The sequence below is a fragment of the Microbacterium oxydans genome (genome assembly GCF_900095745.1).
Classification (GTDB): Bacteria; Actinomycetota; Actinomycetes; order Actinomycetales; family Microbacteriaceae; genus Microbacterium; species Microbacterium oxydans_B.
Genome location: NZ_FMIR01000018.1, coordinates 59949 through 77627 on the forward strand (window position 1 = coordinate 59949; position 17679 = coordinate 77627).

Here is a 17679-nt window from a genome sequence, read left to right on the forward strand (position 1 = left end):
GGCGACGAGGGTTACCGAAACGTTACATTACTTTCGAAGCTCTGCGGAGGCGTCCTCCGAACGCTCGAGAAGTCGCGTCACCAGGCCGGCGACGATGAGCTCGCGCGCCTCCACCGTGAGAGGTTTGCCGGGCACCCCGGGACGACGCTGATCGGGTGCAGGTCCGTCCAGTGGACGATACCGCACCCCCGCCGCGCGGAGGCGGCGCAGCTGCGTCGGCAGACGTCGCCTGAAGTCCGCATACAGTGCCGGGTCGCCGCCCTCCCAGAGCCGCTCGGCGATCGCCGACAGGCGGGGGAACATCGCGAAGTCGACCCGATCACGGGTGGGCAGATGCTCGCTCCAGACGTTGGCCTGCCCACCGACGGCACCGTCCTCGACGCGCAGCGTGTAGGCACGCTCGATCGTCAGCGGCGGCCCGACCCGGATGGGCTCCTCCGCGGACTCGGACTGCGGGTAGTCGAGGTACACCTCGAGGTCGGGGCAGGCGACGACCTCGATGCCCCGCGAGAGAGCCGCGCGCATCGCGACCGGGCCCCGCCAGGCGAGGATCCGGACCCCCTCGGGCACATCGCCCTCGAGCACCTCGTCCCACGCGAGCGCCGTGCGACCTCGGGCGCGCACGTGGGCGACGAAGTGGGCCGTGAACCACGGCTGCACGTCGTGCGCGGTGGCGAGCCCGAGCTCCTGCATCCGCGTGGCGGCTGCGGCGCTCTGCGCCCATTCGGTCACCGGAACCTCGTCTCCGCCGATGCCGATCCACTCCGAATCGAACACGTCGCACAGCGCGTCGATGGCCGCACGGCCGAATGCCAGCGAGGCCTCGGTCGGCGCGAGCGTGCGCGGGTTCACACCGAACCGCTCCCACGCAGACGCGACCGGGTCTCCGACATCGATGTTCCCGAGTTCGGGATAGGCGGCGAGCGCGGCCTGCACGTGACCGGGGAGTTCGACCTCCGGGACAAGTGTCACGAAGCGTTCGGCGGCATAGCTGACGAGATCACGCAACTCGGCCGTCGTGTAGAAGCCCTCATGGACGCCGGGCTCGACGGTCGCGAGCGGACCGTGGCCGCGCTGCGTCGCCGCTCGACGAGCACCGACCTCGGTGAGCCGCGGGAAGCCCGGCACCTCGAACCGCCAGCCCTGGTCGTCGGTGAGGTGCAGGTGCAGGACGTTGAGGTGGTGGTCGGCCAGGAGGTCGATGAGGCGACGAACCTCGTCGGCGGTGCGGAAGTGACGTGCCACGTCGAGCATCGCGCCGCGCCACGCATAGGCGGGCGCTCCCTCCCACACCCCGGCAGGAATCGGCGTCGCCGCTCCGTCGGGGTCGCGGAGCTGCCGCAGCACGGTGGTGCCCCGGTACACGCCGGCGGGACTCGCACCCCGGACCTCGATGCCCGATGCCCTCACCGTCACGCGGAACGCCTCGGTGGCGATGCGCCCCGCCGCTGCAGCATCGGCGCCGAGCATCTCGTCGACCACGAGGCGGATGCACGGCTGTCCGTCGTCGCGACCGACTCCACCCAGCCGGCCCGCGACGGTGGCGAGCTCCGCGGGGGCGAGCACGGGTGTCTTCTCCGACCAGGCGAACCCGGGTGCCATCGGGTCGATGCGTGCGTCGATGCGCGGCACCGTGGCCCGATGGGGCGCCGGCGGCATCCGCAGCGCCCGCCCCGGAGTGGCACCGGTGGGCTCGCCGTCGGAGACCACGGGCACTCCGCCGACCAGCACCTCGACGATGCCGAGCGGTGCGGTGAACGGCGCGTCGAAGGTCGCGCCCGCGGCGATGGTCTCCGGATCGAACAGCACCAGGTCGGCGGTCGCGCCGGAGCGGATGACACCGCGCGGAGCATCGTCGCGGTCGAGACCCAGCCGTCTGGCCGGCGTGCCCGCCAGGTGCTGCACGGCCTCCTCCAGCGTGAGGATGCCGAGCTCGCGCACATAGTGCCCGAGATAGCGCGGGAACGTGCCCCGGCCACGGGGGTGCGGCCGCGCGCCGATCAGTATCCCGTCGCTGCCGGCCGCATGCTGCGGATGGCGCATGATCGCGCGGACGTTCTCCTCGTCACCGATGTGCATCAGGATCCCGGTGGCACCGGCATCGGCGACGATCGTGTCGAGCACCACGTCGACGGCTCGGCGCCCCGTGGTCTCGGCGATCTCGGCGACCGTCCGACCGACCAGGTCGGCGAGGGCAGGATGGGCCGTGCCCGAGATCTGGATCTGCGTCCAGTCGGCTCTCTCGCCGTGGAAGCCGTCACAGCCGACCTCCTCGAGCTCCACGCGGACCGCCTCCCGACCGGCCGCGTCGAGCTCGGCGACGGCACGCAACAGGTCGCCCGTCGCGGCGAGCCTGCTCGGCAGCAGTGCGGCGAGCGTGGTGGCCCCCGGCAGGTAGGGATAGGTGTCCAGGGTCACGTCGACGCCATCCGCGATGGCCTCATCGATGAGGGCGAGGAGTTCCGCTGCTCGCCCCCGGTTCGGGGTGAAGTTCATCGTGGCGTGGGTGAGGTGGATGGGGCACCCGGTGCGGCGGCCGATGTCGAGCGCCTCCCGATAGGCGTCGAGCGCTCCCCCGCCGTAGCTGCGCGTGTGCGGCGCCCAGTAACCACCCCGTTCCGCGACCACGCGGCACAGCGCCTCGAGCTCCGCCGTGTCGGCGTACATCCCGGGCGTATAGGTGAGGCCGCTCGACATCCCGAACGCACCGGCATCCAGCGCCGCGCCGAGCAGGTCCGCCATGGCGGAGATCTCGGCCGACGTCGCCGGACGGTTCTCATGCCCGACGACCATCATCCTGAGGTTCCCCTGCGGCACGAGCACGGCGGCGTTGGCCATGGCTGCGGCATCGATCGCGGCGAGCAGGTCGTCCATGGTCCGCCAGGGCACCTCGGCCGGCATGCCATTCCATCCGGCGATCTGGCCGGGGATCACGGCGGCCGCGTGGTCGTCGAGCGGGGCGTAGCCGAGGCCGTCCTGACCGAGCACTTCGGTGGTGACACCCTGCCGGATCTTCGCCTCGTGGGCAGCACCGCTCAGCACGGCGAGTTCGCTGTGCGCGTGCATGTCGATGAATCCGGGCGCCAGCACCAGTCCGGCCGCGTCGACCTCGACCGCACCCTCCGGAAGCTCGAGGCCCTCGGTGGCTTCCTTCGGCAGGACCGCGGCCACCCGCGCGCCCTCGACCGCGACATCGGCGACGTAGCGGGCCGCCCCGGTCCCGTCGACGACGGTCGCTCCGCGGTAGACCCGCACCAGGCCCGCTGCGGCCTTCTCCGCGCTCAGAAGCATGTCGCGACCGCCCCGATCACGCGCGGGTCTTCCGCGTCGGGATCGTCGATCACGACGACCACCCGCCACTTGTCGAATGCCGTGCACGGGTGCGAGAGCCCCAGACGCACCACGTCGCCGACCGCCACCGAAGCGCCGCCCGCCAACCGCAGGAACGCGTGCTGATCGTTGAGCGCCGTGATCTCGCCGTCGACCGACTGCGGGACCGGCAGATCGAGATCGAAGGGCACGTCCCGACGGCCCGCATCCAACAGGGCGAGGCCCTCTTCCGGCTGCGAGACGACACGCGACCAGGCATGCATCGCGGAACGGAGCGACGCGGTCCCGGTCAACGGGCCGAACGGCGACATGCGGGCGTAGAACCCGTCGTCGTGGATCTGGAAGGCACCCGAACGCAGCACGACGTCGGCATCGGCGCCCTCGGGCGCGAGCACCGCTGCCGCTCGATCGGGGAACGAGCTGCCGCCGGCGCTGAGCACGGGACGGATGCCTTCGGGGTACACCAGGCGCGTGTGCAGCTCGACGATGGTCCGGAGATAGGCGTCGACGGCCGCGACGGAAGCGTCGCTGCGATCCGGCCCGAACGGACCCTCGTACCCGGCGACACCGGCGAGTCGCAGCCCGGGAGCCTCCGAGATCGCCCGCGCGATCCGCTCGCCCTCCTCCACGCTGCGGGCGCCGGTGCGGCCCTGCGCGCCGCCGAGTTCCACCAGCACGTCGAGCGGCCGCACGGCACCGCGCATCCCGTCCGCCAGGATCGAGACGCCGGCGAGAGAGTCCGCCCAGCACAGCACCCGCAGCCCGTCATCGGCGGCGAGCAGTGCGCTCAGGCGGCGCACCGCCGCTGCATCCGTGACGCCATTGGCGATCAGCACCGTCGGGACACCGGCGTCGACGGCGACCTCGGCCTGCCACGGTGTCGCGACCGAGATGCCCCACGCGCCCGCATCGAGGAGCCGCTGCCAGAGCGCCGGCGCCATCGTGGTCTTGCCGTGGGGCGCGAGCAGCACCCCCTGCTCCCGCGCCCATGCGAAGACGGTCCCCTCGTTGTGCGCGAGTGCGCCCTCCTGCACCGTGAGCACCGGAGTGACCAGGTCGGAGAGGTGCAGACCGGCGCCGGCGACCTCCGAAAGAGGGAGTCCCGCAGCATGCGCCGGGAAGCCCTTCGTCCAGGCGCCGAGAACGGGATCCGGAATTTGTAGAGGCATCTAACAAGGCTACTAGGCTGGATGGCATGACCGCGAAGACCCGAGTTTCCACCGATGCCGCCCCCGCTCCCGCACACACCTTCTCGCAGGGTATCCGCAAGGGCCCGTTCGTCCAGGTGTCCGGCCAGGGACCGGTCGACCCGCAGACGAACGAGTACCTCTTCCCCGGTGACGTCGCCGCGCAGACCACCCGCACGCTCGAGAACGTCAAGGCCATCGTCGAAGCATCCGGCGCGACGTTCGACGACGTCGTGATGCTGCGCGTGTATCTCACCAAGCGCGAGGACTTCACGATCATGAACGATGCGTACGGCGCCTTCGTGACCGCGAACACCCCCAGCGGAGTGCTCCCCTCCCGCACCACCGTCTTCACCGGTCTCCCCCGCGAGGAGATGCTCGTCGAGATCGACGGCATCGCCATCGTCGACTGACCGGACGCGGGGAGGGACGATATCACGGACCGTTGCCTCCCCGTTACCTCCCATCCCGTACCATTGGACGTCAGGACACGTTTGAGATCCGGGGGGTGAAGTTCGTGACCGATCTGATTTCTGCGCCGGGCGCAGCAGCCGAGGCGCACGGCGACGACGCCACGCCCACCTCCGTACTCACGCCGCAGGAGTCGGCCACCGACGCCGTCCCACCCACCACGGGCGAGCAGCCGTTGGCTTGGGCCCCCGTCGAGCCGACCCCCAAGAAGCGTCGCCTCGGCCTCTGGATCGGGCTCGGACTCGGCGTCGTCGCCCTCGGCGCCGGAGCAGCCTCGCTGGTGCTCATCGCCCCGGGAACCACCGTCGCCGGAATCCCGGTCGGCTGGATGACGCCCGGTGCCGCAGCCGAAGCGATCAGCACGCATCTCGCCGAGACCGAGGTCACACTCACCGGCGACGGAGACGACGCGGTACTGACCGGGGCCGACCTGGGCGCGTCCCTCGATGCGACCGCTCTCGCCGATGCCGCCTTCGCCGCCCGCCCGCTGTGGAACCTCGGCATGTGGATGGGCGACCCGGTTCCCGCCGACATCGCCCTCGACGCCGAGAAAGCCTCCGCGGCGTTGCGCAGCGCCGTGCCGACGAGCTTCCAAGACCCGGTGGACGCCGGTGTCGCGTTCGACCCCGCTAGCGGGAAGTACATCGTCACGGCCTCGGAGCCCGGCACCGGAATCGACGTCGACGATCTCACCGTCGCCTTCACCGATGCGGTCGCCGAGGGGAAGACGTCTCTCGAATACCCCGGCGGTCCTGCCGAGGCCCTACCCGCCGTCTCCGACGACGATGCCACCGCCACCGCCACCGAGTTGAACACGATCCTCGGGACGATCGGCTTCTACGTCGGTGACGAGCGCACCGTCCCGGTCAAGCCCGCGGTCGCCGCCACCTGGCTGACGGTGGTCGACGAAGACGGACAGCTGCGCATCGAAGCCGACCCCCAGGCCATCCAGGCCACCGTCGACACGCTTCCGGGTCTCGTCGACCGGGCACCGGTGAACGCCACGAACATCGTCGACTCCGCCGGCACCGTGCTGCGCGCCGAGCAGGAGGGCGTCGTCGGTCGTGCCGTCGGCGACACCTCGGGCATCGCCGATCAGTTCGCACAGCAGCTCGCCGCCGGCGACGGGGTATACAAGCTCACCGTGGGCGAGACCGCTTTCGAGACGGTGAACCTGTTCCGCCGCATCGAGATCAACCTGAGCTCGCAGCGCGCCTACCTGTTCCAGAACAACGAGGTCGTCCAGTCCTGGGCGGTGTCGACCGGCTTGCCCGGCACGCTGACCCCAGCCGGCAACTTCAAGGTGTTCGCGCACACGGCCATTCAGGACATGGGCTGCTACGAGGGCGCGCCGTACTGCACCGAAGACGTCCCGTGGATCACCTGGTTCGCACCGAACATCGGTTTCCACGGCACCTACTGGCACAACAACTTCGGCCAGCGGATGAGTCACGGCTGCGTGAACCTCCCGATCGATCTCGCCAAGTACGTCTACGACTGGTCGCCGGTCGGCCTCGAGGTCTCGGTCTACTACTGAACCGCTCTCCTGCGGACATGAAGAAGGGGGTGGATGCCGAAGCATCCACCCCCTTCTCGTGTGTCAGCGCAGTGCGTCGACGATGCCGTTCAGCGTCTCGGACGGACGCATGACCGCGGCGACGAGATCCTCGTCGGGACGGTAGTAGCCGCCGATCTCCACCGGCTTGCCCTGCACCGCGTTGAGCTCGGAGACGATCTTCTCCTCGTTCTCGGCGAGCGTGGCGGCGATCGGCGCGAACGCCGCTGCGAGCTCGGCGTCCTTCGTCTGCTTCGCCAGCTCCTGCGCCCAGTACAGGCCCAGGTAGAAGTGGCTGCCGCGGTTGTCGATCGTGCCCAGCGCGCGGCCCGGGGAGCGGTCCTCCTCGAGGAACGTGCCGGTCGCGGCGTCCAGCGTCTCCGCCAGCACGCGAGCCTTCTCGTTGCCCTTGCGGTCGGCGAAGTGCTCGAGCGAAGCCGCCAGCGCGAAGAACTCGCCGAGCGAATCCCAGCGCAGGTAGTTCTGCTCGACCAACTGCTGCACGTGCTTCGGTGCGGAGCCGCCCGCACCGGTCTCGAAGAGACCGCCGCCCGCGAGCAGCGGCACGATCGAGAGCATCTTGGCGCTCGTGCCGACCTCGAGGATCGGGAACAGGTCGGTCAGGTAGTCGCGCAGCACGTTGCCGGTGACCGAGATCGTGTCGAGCCCGTGGCGCAGGCGCGCGAGCGTGTAGCGCGTGGCCTCCTCGGGCGCGAGGATCGTGATCGTGAGGCCCTTGATATCGAGCGTGGCCAGCCCCTGGTGCACCTTCGCGATGATCTGCGCGTCGTGCGCCCGGTTGGCGTCGAGCCAGAACACGGCCGGCACACCGGACGCCCGTGCGCGGGTGACGGCGAGCTTCACCCAGTCCATGACCGGGATGTGCTTGGTCTGCGTCGCGCGCCAGATGTCGCCCTTGCCGACCGTGTGCTCGATGAGCACCGTGCCTTCACTGTCGAGCACCTGGACGATGCCGTCTGCCGCGATCTCGAACGTCTTGTCGTGGCTGCCGTACTCCTCGGCGGCCTGCGCCATGAGCCCCACATTGGGGACCGTGCCGATCGTCGCCGGGTCGAGCGGACCGTTCGCGATCACGTCGTCGATCACGGCCTGGTAGACGCTCGCGTAGGAGGAGTCGGGGATCACCGCGAGGGTGTCCGCCTCTTCCCCGTCCTTGCCCCAGAGCTTTCCGCCGTTGCGGACGAGCGCGGGCATCGATGCGTCGACGATCACGTCGCTCGGCACGTGCAGGTTGGTCGTGCCCTTGTCGGAGTTCACGTACGACAGGCGCGGGCCCTCGGCGATGGCCTTGTCGAAGGCCGCGGCGATCTCCTCGCCACCTGCGACGTTCGCGAGGCCTGCGAGGATCGAGCCGAGGCCGTCGTTCGCGCTGAGCCCGGCTGCGGCGAGCTTGTCTCCGTACTGCGCGAACACGTCGGCGAAGAACGCCTTCACGACGTGACCGAAGATGATCGGGTCGCTGACCTTCATCATGGTCGCCTTGAGGTGCACCGAGTACAGCACGTCTTCGGCCTCGGCCGTCTTCAGCGTCTCGGCGAGGAAGGCATCCAGCTCCTTGGCGGAGAGGAAGGTCGCATCGATGATCTCCCGCGGCAGGACCTTGAGGCCCTCCTTCAGCACGGTGACCGTTCCGTCTTCGGCCGTGTGCCGGAAGCTCAGCACGTCGTCGTGGGCGGCGACCCAGGAGCGCTCGTTGTGCTTGAAGTCGTCGTGCCCCAGAGTGGCGACACGCGTCTTCGATCCCTCGGCGAACGGCTTGTTGCGGTGCGGGTGCTTCTTCGCGTAGTTCTTCACGGCGAGCGGCGCACGGCGGTCGCTGTTGCCCTCGCGCAGCACCGGGTTCACGGCGGAGCCCTTGATGCGGTCGTAACGCGCGCGCACGTCCTTCTCTTCAAGCGACGACGGCTCGTCCGGGAAGTCGGGGATGTCGTAGCCCTGCGTCTGCAGTTCCGCGATGGCGCCCTTGAGCTGCGGGATCGATGCCGAGATGTTCGGCAGCTTGATGATGTTCGCCTCGGGGAGCGTGGCCAGGCCGCCCAGCTCGGCGAGCGCGTCGCCCACCTGCTGCTCCGGCGTGAGCTTCTGCGGGAAGGCGGCCAGGATGCGGCCGGCCAGCGAGATGTCACGGGTCTCGAAGTCGATGCCCGCCTGACCCGCGTAGGCCTGGATGATCGGCAGGAACGAGGCGGTGGCCAGTGCCGGCGCCTCGTCTGTGTGGGTGTAGATGATGGCTTCGTCGGTCACCGGGAGGTTCTCCGCTCTTGTGGTCTATTTGTCTCGATACCAAGATACCTGAGTGGCTTCGAGGCCGTTGCCCCGGCCTCTGCCCGGCGTCCGGTGAGTGGTGACGATCGGCCAGTTCTGGACGAAAAGTTCGACCGAGACGTGTCGGTTCCGGCCCGAGGGGTTAGCCTGGGTCCATGTCCGAACTGCGCATGGTCGAACTCTCCGCTGCGACGATCGTCGCCGTGAACAACCTGTCGCTCAAGCCCGGGCAGGAGCAGTTCCTCGCTCCCGTCTCGTACGGGATCGCAGCCACAGTCATCAACCCGCAGACGTCCTGGCAGCGGGTGATCCTCGATCGCAACGAGGTCGTCGGCTTCGTCAGCGCGAACTTCGATCCCGAAGCGCCGGAGGAGCACTTCCGCTCCGTGCTGTGGCGCATCAACGTCGACGCCGACGATCAGGGTCGCGGCGTCGGTCGCTTCGCCGTCGAGGCGCTGGTCGAAGAGGCCAAGGCGCGCGACGTCGACCACGTCAACGTCATCTACGAGGCCGGCGAGGGCGGGCCCGAGAATTTCTTCCACCGCGTCGGCTTCACGCCTGTCGGCGAGACCGCATACGGCGAGGTCATCGCCGAGATCCGCGTCACGTCCTAGGCCGGCGGCGGGGTCTCGAATCCCCTCCCCCATCGAGACCTCGTCGCCCCTGATCGCGGGATCGCTCCCACGGTCAGGGAAGTGGATTTGTTGCGCGTGACCACAAAAGGCTTGCGTCGACCCCCGGGTCGTGCCTATCATCGCTGGAGAAGCGTGAGCGAAGCGCTTCGACGATTGCTTTCCGCACGATGACGATGGAGTCCCGATGACGACGATCCATGAGGTGGCACGCGCCGCCGGTGTGTCGATCAGCACGGTCTCCTACGCACTCAGCGGCAAACGCCCGGTGTCGGAGAAGACCCGGATGCGCATCGAGGATGCCGTGCAGGCGCTCGGCTACGAGCCCGATGCCGGTGCACGCATGCTGGCCGGCCGCCGTACGCACATCTTCGCCCTGACCGAGCCGCTGCGCGCCGACACGCATGCCCCCACCCACATGGCCTTCGTGCTCGCGACCGCGGTCGCCGCACGGCGGCAGGGCTTCGACATCCTCCTCCTCACCGACGAACAGGCGTCCGAGGGGATGAACCGCGTGGCGGCGAGCAACCTCGTCGACGCGATCCTCGTGCTCGACGTCGCTCCCGACGACGAGCGCGTCCCCATCGCCCGCTCGGTCGGCACGCCCACCATCTTCATCGGCCTGCCCGACGACCGCGAGGGTCTGACCTGCGTCGACCTCGACTTCGAAGCGGCCGGTCGGCTGGCGGTCGACCGTCTCGCCGACGTGGGTCACCGACGCATCGCCCTGCTCGGTCAGACCGAGGTCTCGTACCGCAAATCGAACTTCCCCCGCCGTCTGCTCCGGGGCGCGCAGGAACAGGCAGCCGCCCGCGACGTCACTCTCGACTGGTCAGCCTCCGGTTCGGCGGTGACGGATGCGTCCGCCGTGCGTGCGTGCACGGAGACCGCGCTCGCCCGCGGAGACCGCGCGTTCATCGTGCACGCCGTCGACGACGTGCACCAGGTGCTGCTGTCCGTGCTCGCCGAACACGGACTGCGGGTCGGCGACGACGTCTCGGTGATCTCCGCCGCCGCGTCCTTCGACACCTCGGCGCTGCCGGTGCCCGTCGACACGATCCCTCTCGTGCCGCAGCGATCGTGCGAACTCGCGGTCGACCTGGCGGTTCGCCGCCTGGACGACCCTCTCGCCCCCGCCGAGATCCACCTCATCCCGCCCGAGTACCGCTCGGTCGGCTCCGTCTCCCCCGCCCAGGACTGATCGTCCCCCTCACCCCTGCACAGGCATGTTCGCGGTCGAAACGCTTCGACGATGCCTCGCTCACAACTGAACAATCCGACCCAGTGAAGTGTCCGGCCCATGGGGCCATTGAGAAAGGAGTGCCGACGATGGCACGCAGCACCCGCAGGACGAAGGCGCTGGCCCTGGTGGCCGCGCTCACGACGACCGGCATCGCGCTGAGCGGCTGTACAGCCGGTTCGGGCGAAGAGGGCGGCGACGGTCAGACCCTCAAGCTCTGGCACTACGAGGGCGCCGACAGCGCGATGGGCAAGGCCTGGGCCGAGTCCATCAAGATCTTCGAGAAGGAGACCGGAGCGAAGGTCGAGTTCGAGGAGAAGTCCTTCGAGCAGATCCAGAAGACGGCGAGCCAGGTGCTCGACACCGACGCCGCGCCCGACCTCATGGAGTTCAACAAGGGCAACGCGACGGCAGGCTTCCTCGCCTCCACCGGCCTGATCGCCGACATCTCCGACGCGGTCGAGGAGTACGGATGGGACGAGAAGCTGGCGCCGTCGCTGCAGACCACCGCCAAGTACTCGGAAGACGGCGTGATGGGCGGTGACACCTGGTTCGGCGTTCCGAACTACGGCGAGTTCGTCGGCGTCTACTACAACGAGGATGCCTTCGCCGCAGCAGGGCTGGAGATTCCTACCACGTACGAGGAGTTCGTCGACGTGCTCGACGCCTTCGTCGCCCAGGACGTCACGCCGCTCGCGGAAGCCGGCGCCGAGTACCCGCTGGGACAGCTCTGGTATCAGCTCGCGCTGCTCGAGGCCGACCGCGGCTTCGTCGATGACTACCAGCTCTACAAGGAGCCCGTCGACTGGCAGGGTCCCGAGGTCACGTCGGCGACCGAGACCCTGAAGGAGTACGTCGACAAGGGCTACATCGCCTCCGATGTCTCGTCGGTCAAGGCCGAAGACGCCGGCGTCTCGTTCATCAACGGCTCGTCGCCGATCTTCGTCTCGGGCTCGTGGTGGTTCGGCCGCTTCGTCGCCGAGGCCACCGGCTTCGACTGGTCGATGGCCGCGTTCCCCGGAGCAGACCTCTCGCTCGGCTCGTCGGGCAACCTCTGGGTCGTTCCCGAGAACGCGTCCAACAAGGACCTCGCCTACGAGTTCATCGACATCACGATGCGCCCTGAGATCCAGGCGATCATCGGCAACAACGGCGGACTGCCCGTCGCGGCCGACACCGCCGACATCACCGACGAGAAGAGCGCGGCCCTCATCGAGACCTTCAACGGGGTCCTCGACGCCGACGGCCTCTCGTTCTACCCGGACTGGCCCGCGCCCGGTTTCTACGACGTGATCGTGCAGGAGCTGCAGGGCCTCGTCACCGGCGTGCAGGACGTCGAGACCACGAACAAGAACCTCGGCGAGCAGTACGACGAAGGAACCGCCGACTTCCGTTGATCGACCCGCGGGGGCGGCATCCGCACGGACGCCGCCCCCGCACCCCCTGGAGATGAACATGTCACTCGCCACCCGCCGCGAGGGCCGCACGAAGCTGCCGCCCGAACAGCCGTCGATCCCGCAGCGCCGCGGTGGGACCGGGGCCTACTGGATCTACCTGCTCCCCGGCTTCGTGCTCCTGCTCGTCGTCGTGATCGTCCCGCTCATCTGGAACGTGTACCTGACCTTCACCAAGTGGAAGGGGGTGCGCACACCGGAGTTCATCGGCCTCGAGAACTGGCAGAAGATCCTCACCGACGACGACTTCTGGACGTCGTTCACGAACTCGGTGTGGATGATCATCGCGATGGTCGTGGTGCCCACGATCGTCGGCCTCATCGTCGCAGCCCTCCTGTTCGACGTCGTCGGACGCAAGTTCGGCGGCAAGGTCGGCAGCTTCCTCCGTGCCACCTACTACCTGCCGCAGATCCTCCCGATCGCCGTCGCCGGCATCGTGATCGGCTGGATCGTGCGCCCGGGCGGCGACGGCGCCCTCAACCAGATGCTCGGATGGTTCGGGCTGCCCGCCTACGACTGGCTCGGCCAGATGCCCTCGGCGCTCATCGTGCTGATGGTCGTCATGGTGTGGGTGCAGCTCGGCTACCCCGTCGTGGTCTTCATGGCGGCGCTCCAGCGGGTGGACCCCGAGCTGTACGAGGCCGCGGAGCTCGACGGCGCGAACTGGTTCCAGCGGTTCTCGGCGATCACGATGAGCATCATCCGCCCCGAGATCTTCGTCGTCACCCTGACCTGCACGATCGCGGCGCTCAAGGTCTTCGGACCGGTCTACATCATCACCCGCGGCGGCCCTGCCGGTGCCACCCTGGTGCCCGCCTACTACGCCTACCAGGAGTTCTTCACGAAACGGAACGTCGGCTACGGCGCCACGATCGCGACGGTGCTCACCATCGTGGTCGTGATCGTGTCGATCATCTTCATCCGCGTCCAGAACTCCCTCGAGCGCAAGGAAAGGGCGGGTCTGTGATGCACGCCACCACCGCCATCGTCACCGGAAAGCCCGTCAAGACGCGCCCGCGCGGCGGCATGACCAAGAAGCGCCCGATCGACTGGCTGCTGCTCGCGCTCGTCATCGTCGGCGCACTGCTCGTCATCGCGCCCTTCTACCTGGTGCTCGTGAACTCGTTCAAGTCGCCCGTCGACTACGCCACCTCCGGCCCCCTCGCCCTCCCCGAGACCCTCGACTTCGGCGGCATCGTCAAATTCTGGGAGCGGGTGAACTTCCCGGAAAAGGTGTGGAACTCGATCTTCATCGCCGGGATCGTGTCGGTGCTCGCGGTCGTCATCTCGATGCTCAACGCCTTCGCGATCGGCATCGGCCGCGTGCGCGGTCGCAGCTGGATCGTGCTGCTCTTCCTGATGGCGAACCTCCTGCCGCAGGAGGCCCTGCTCTACCCGCTGTACTACATGTTCAAATCGGTCGGCCTGTATGACAACGTGTGGTCGGTCATCATCGTGTTCACCGTCATCCAGGCGGCGTTCGGCACCTACCTGCTCTCGTCCGTATACGGCACGTTCCCCAAGGAGATCCTCGAGGCCGCATCGCTCGACGGTGCGAGCCGCTGGCAGATCCTGTGGCGAGTGATCTTCCCGATCAGCCGTCCCACGCTCTCGGTCCTGCTGATCTTCTTCTTCATCTGGACGTGGAACGAGTTCCTGATCCCGCTGACGTTCCTCGCGTCGAACGCGAATCAGACCGTCCCGGTGGCCATCAGCGTGCTCCAGGGCGACCGCCTGATGGACGTCACCACGACGAGCGCCTCGGCCCTGCTCGGCATCATCCCGACGCTCATCTTCTTCCTCATCTTCCAACGCACCCTCACCAGGGGCATCACCGCAGGAGCAGTCAAGTAATGAAGTTCACCGACGGGTTCTGGCAGCTGCGTCCCGGAGTCACGGCGCTCTACGCCCAGGAGGCGTATGACATCGCCGAGACCGACGAGACCCCCGACGGAACCGGCATCGTCATCACCGCACCCACGATGGTCATCGCGAAGCGCGGCGACACCCTCAACCGGCCCGTACTCACCACCACCCTCTCCTCCCCCGCGGAGGGCGTCATCCGCGTGCGGATCGCGCACCATGCCGGTGGACGCTGGCACGGCGGCTTCTCGCTGCCGGGCGCGGGAACAGGAACGGCCTCGATCTCCATCGGCGACGAGGGCGGCGTGCTGGACACCGGGTCCCTGGTCGCCCGCATCGCCCCCGGCGATCCGTGGGATCTCTCCTTCGAGGTCGACGGACGCCGGGTGACCGGCAGCGGCCACAAGGCACAGGGGTACGTGCGGCTGGCCGACGACGCGCAGGTCGATCGCGGGATCGTCGGCAACGGACGGCAGGGTGGCGCTGCCCCCCGCGCATCCGCCTACGTCCACGAGCAGCTCGACCTGGGCGTCGGCGAACACGTCTACGGACTCGGCGAGCGCTTCGGACCGCTGGTCAAGAACGGGCAGACCGTGGAGATCTGGAACGCCGACGGCGGCACCTCCAGCGAGCAGGCCTACAAGAACGTCCCGTTCCACCTTTCGGACCGCGGCTACGGCGTGCTCGTGAACGACCCGGGCCACGTGTCGTACGAGATCGGCTCGGAATCCGTCGAGCGGGTGCAGTTCTCGGTGTCGGGCGAGGTGCTCGAGTACTTCGTGATCGCCGGCCCGACGCCGAAGGACGTGCTCGGTCGCTACACGGCCCTCACCGGTCGCCCGCCCGTCGTCCCCGCCTGGTCGTACGGGCTGTGGCTCTCGACCAGCTTCACGACCGACTACGACGAGCAGACCGTGAATTCCTTCATCGACGAGATGTCGGCGCGGGAGCTGCCGGTCTCGGTCTTCCACTTCGACTGCTTCTGGATGCGCGAGTTCCAGTGGTGCGACTTCGAGTGGGACCCGCGCGTCTTCCCCGACCCCGAGGGAATGCTCGGACGCCTGCACGACAAGGATCTGCGGGTCTGCGTGTGGATCAACCCCTACATCGCGCAGCGCTCCCCACTGTTCCGGGAAGCCGCCGATCAGGGATTCCTGGTGAAGCGCGCCGACGGCTCGGTGTGGCAGTGGGACCTCTGGCAGGCCGGTATGGGGCTCGTCGATTTCACGAACCCCGACGCCACCGCCTGGTACCAGTCGAAGCTGCGTGGCCTCATCGCGCAGGGCGTCGACTGCTTCAAGACCGACTTCGGCGAGCGCATCCCCACGGATGTGGTGTGGGCCGACGGCGCAGACCCCGAGCGCATGCATAACCTCTACACCGACCTGTACAACCGCGCGGTGTTCGACGTGCTCACCGAGACACGCGGCGAGGGCGACGCGGTACTGTTCGCCCGGTCCGCGACCGCCGGCGGCCAGACCATGCCCGTGCACTGGGGCGGCGACTCCACCTCGACCTACACGTCGATGGCCGAGACGCTGCGCGGAGGCCTGTCGCTCGCCCTCTCGGGCTTCGCCTTCTGGAGCCACGACATCGGCGGGTTCGAGGGCATGCCGGATGCCGGTGTCTTCAAGCGCTGGACGGCCTTCGGGCTGCTGGGGTCGCACTCGCGCTTCCACGGCTCGAGCTCGTACCGGGTGCCGTGGGCGTTCGACGAGGAGGCCGTCGACGTGACGCGACAGTTCACGCACCTCAAGATGCGCCTCATGCCGTACCTGTACCAGCAGGGGCTGGATGCCGCGGCGACGGGGGTGCCGCTGATGCGTCCGATGATGCTGGAGTTCCCCGAGGATCCGGCCACCGCCTACCTCGACCGGCAGTACATGCTGGGCTCCGACCTGCTCGTCGCCCCGGTGTTCACCGAAGACGGAGAGGTCGACTTCTACCTCCCCGCCGGCGAGTGGACCTCGCTGCTGACGGGCGAGACCGTCGCGGGCGGCGGCTGGCGGCGAGAGAAGCACGGATTCGACTCGCTGCCGCTGTACGTGCGGCCGGGCACGGCGCTCCCCTGGGGTGCTCGGGTCGATCGCCCCGACTACGACTACCATGACGGACTGCGGCTCCGGGTCTTCCCCGGCGGCGCCGGCAGCACCACGGTCACCGTGACGGACCCCGATGGCCGCGCCGAGGACTACACCGTCGACCTCGAGGAGATCACCGTATGACCAGCCTGCTCCCGCCCCGCGACGACTACCGCGGCTCCGGCCTGGTGTTCCCCGAGGACTTCACGTTCGGGTCGGCCACCGCCTCCTACCAGATCGAGGGAGCCGCCGCCGAGGACGGGCGCACCCCGTCGATCTGGGACACCTTCAGCAAGACGCCGGGTCGGGTCTGGAACGGAGACACCGGCGACGTCGCGTGCGATCACTACCATCGCGTGGACGAGGACCTCGATCTGATGTCCGACCTGGGGCTCGAGGCCTACCGGTTCTCGATCGCCTGGCCGCGCATCGTCCCCACCGCGTCGGGCGCGGTGAACCAGGCCGGGATCGACTTCTACTCGCGCCTGGTCGACGGGCTGCTCGAGCGCGGGATCCGTCCGGTGGCGACGCTCTACCACTGGGATCTGCCGCAGTACCTCGAGGACGCCGGCGGCTGGACATCGCGGGCGACCACCGATGCGTTCGAGCGCTACGCCGAGGTCATGGGCGCGGCCCTGGGCGACCGCGTGCACACTTGGACGACGCTGAACGAGCCGTGGTGCTCGGCCTACCTCGGCTACGGCCAGGGCGGCCACGCACCGGGCCGCCACGAACCGGCATCGGCGCTGTCGGCCGTGCACCACCTCAACCTCGCCCACGGGCGCGCGGTGCAGGCGCTTCGAGCGACCTCCACCGGCGACCCGGACTACTCGGTCACCCTGAACTTCCACGTGCTGCGCGGACAGGGAGACGGCGCCGCGGAGGCGATGCGCAGGATCGACGCACTCGCCAACCGCGCGTTCACCGGACCGATGCTGCGCGGTGAATACCCGGCCGATCTACTCGAGGACACCGCGTCGGTCACCGACTGGAGCTTCGTGCAGGACGGCGACCTCGCCACGATCGCCCAGCCGATCGATGTGCTCGGTGTGAACTACTACTCGACCGCGACCGTGCGCCTCTGGGACGGCGTCTCGCCGAAGCAGCAGAACGACGGCCACAAGGGTGCCGCGGGCGGAACGGCCTGGCCCGGCAGCGACCAGCTGGTCGAGTTCGTCGAGCAGCCCGGCCCCTACACCGCCATGGGCTGGAACATCGCTCCGGAGGGGCTGGAGGAGCTGCTGGTGTCACTCTCCGAGCAGTTCCCCGAGCAGGCGCTCATGGTCACCGAGAACGGCGCCGCGTTCGACGACGAGGTCACCGGCGACGGTGCCGTGCACGACGTCGAGCGCACCGACTACCTGCGCCGACACTTCACCGCGGCGCACCGGGCGCTCGAGCGCGGCGTCGACCTGCGTGGGTACTTCGTGTGGTCGCTGCTCGACAACTTCGAGTGGGGCTACGGCTACGCCAAGCGCTTCGGCATCGTCCGGGTCGACTTCGACGACCTCGCACGCACCGTGAAGGACTCCGGCCTCTGGTACCGGGAACTCATCCGCACCCGCACCGTGGAGGCCTGA

The 17679-nt window shown here is 68.8% G+C and carries 12 protein-coding genes; 9 read left to right on the forward strand and 3 right to left on the reverse strand.

Features of this window, described 5'->3' with window-relative positions; genetic code table 11:
• Positions 1–27: 27 nt before the first annotated feature.
• Together BQ2383_RS13035 and BQ2383_RS13040 are read right to left on the reverse strand one after the other, a co-directional pair.
• Positions 28–3291 carry a family 20 glycosylhydrolase gene (locus tag BQ2383_RS13035; RefSeq protein WP_091034711.1) on the reverse strand — a complete coding sequence of 1088 codons (3264 nt, stop codon included), beginning with the start codon at positions 3289–3291 and terminating at the stop codon, positions 28–30.
• On the reverse strand, positions 3282–4499 hold the full coding sequence (locus BQ2383_RS13040) for an alanine racemase (protein WP_091034712.1): 1218 nt from the start codon (positions 4497–4499) through the stop codon (positions 3282–3284). Before BQ2383_RS13040 ends, BQ2383_RS13035 begins: the two co-directional genes overlap by 10 nt.
• A gap of 26 nt (positions 4500–4525) precedes the next feature.
• On the opposite strand from BQ2383_RS13040, the gene BQ2383_RS13045 reads away from it, so the two are divergent.
• Positions 4526–4930: a RidA family protein gene (locus tag BQ2383_RS13045; RefSeq protein ID WP_091034715.1), complete on the forward strand. Its 405-nt coding sequence runs from the start codon at positions 4526–4528 to the stop codon at positions 4928–4930.
• Between the two features lie 104 nt (positions 4931–5034).
• Positions 5035–6525: a L,D-transpeptidase gene (locus BQ2383_RS13050; RefSeq protein WP_244176011.1), complete on the forward strand. Its 1491-nt coding sequence runs from the start codon at positions 5035–5037 to the stop codon at positions 6523–6525.
• Positions 6526–6588: 63 nt separating this feature from the next.
• Here BQ2383_RS13050 and BQ2383_RS13055 read toward each other — a convergent pair whose 3' ends face one another.
• On the reverse strand, positions 6589–8808 hold the full coding sequence (locus tag BQ2383_RS13055) for an NADP-dependent isocitrate dehydrogenase (protein WP_091034720.1): 2220 nt from the start codon (positions 8806–8808) through the stop codon (positions 6589–6591).
• Positions 8809–8984: 176 nt separating this feature from the next.
• Between BQ2383_RS13055 and BQ2383_RS13060 the strand changes: the two genes are divergently transcribed.
• From BQ2383_RS13060 to BQ2383_RS13090, 7 genes are all read left to right on the forward strand, one after another.
• Entirely contained in the window at positions 8985–9443 is a 459-nt protein-coding gene (locus BQ2383_RS13060) for a GNAT family N-acetyltransferase (protein WP_091034723.1), read from the forward strand.
• Positions 9444–9648: 205 nt separating this feature from the next.
• Entirely contained in the window at positions 9649–10662 is a 1014-nt protein-coding gene (locus BQ2383_RS13065) for a LacI family DNA-binding transcriptional regulator (protein ID WP_091034725.1), read from the forward strand.
• A gap of 128 nt (positions 10663–10790) precedes the next feature.
• Positions 10791–12098, forward strand: coding sequence for an ABC transporter substrate-binding protein (locus BQ2383_RS13070; protein WP_091034728.1), 1308 nt, complete (start codon positions 10791–10793; stop codon positions 12096–12098).
• A gap of 58 nt (positions 12099–12156) precedes the next feature.
• Positions 12157–13122, forward strand: coding sequence for a carbohydrate ABC transporter permease (locus BQ2383_RS13075; protein ID WP_091034730.1), 966 nt, complete (start codon positions 12157–12159; stop codon positions 13120–13122).
• On the forward strand, positions 13122–14009 hold the full coding sequence (locus BQ2383_RS13080; RefSeq protein ID WP_091035857.1) for a carbohydrate ABC transporter permease: 888 nt from the start codon (positions 13122–13124) through the stop codon (positions 14007–14009). Before BQ2383_RS13075 ends, BQ2383_RS13080 begins: the two co-directional genes overlap by 1 nt.
• Complete coding sequence (gene yicI, locus BQ2383_RS13085) at positions 14009–16243, forward strand: alpha-xylosidase (RefSeq protein WP_091034733.1); 2235 nt, start codon at positions 14009–14011, stop codon at positions 16241–16243. Before BQ2383_RS13080 ends, yicI begins: the two co-directional genes overlap by 1 nt.
• Positions 16240–17679, forward strand: coding sequence for a GH1 family beta-glucosidase (locus BQ2383_RS13090; protein ID WP_091034735.1), 1440 nt, complete (start codon positions 16240–16242; stop codon positions 17677–17679). Before yicI ends, BQ2383_RS13090 begins: the two co-directional genes overlap by 4 nt.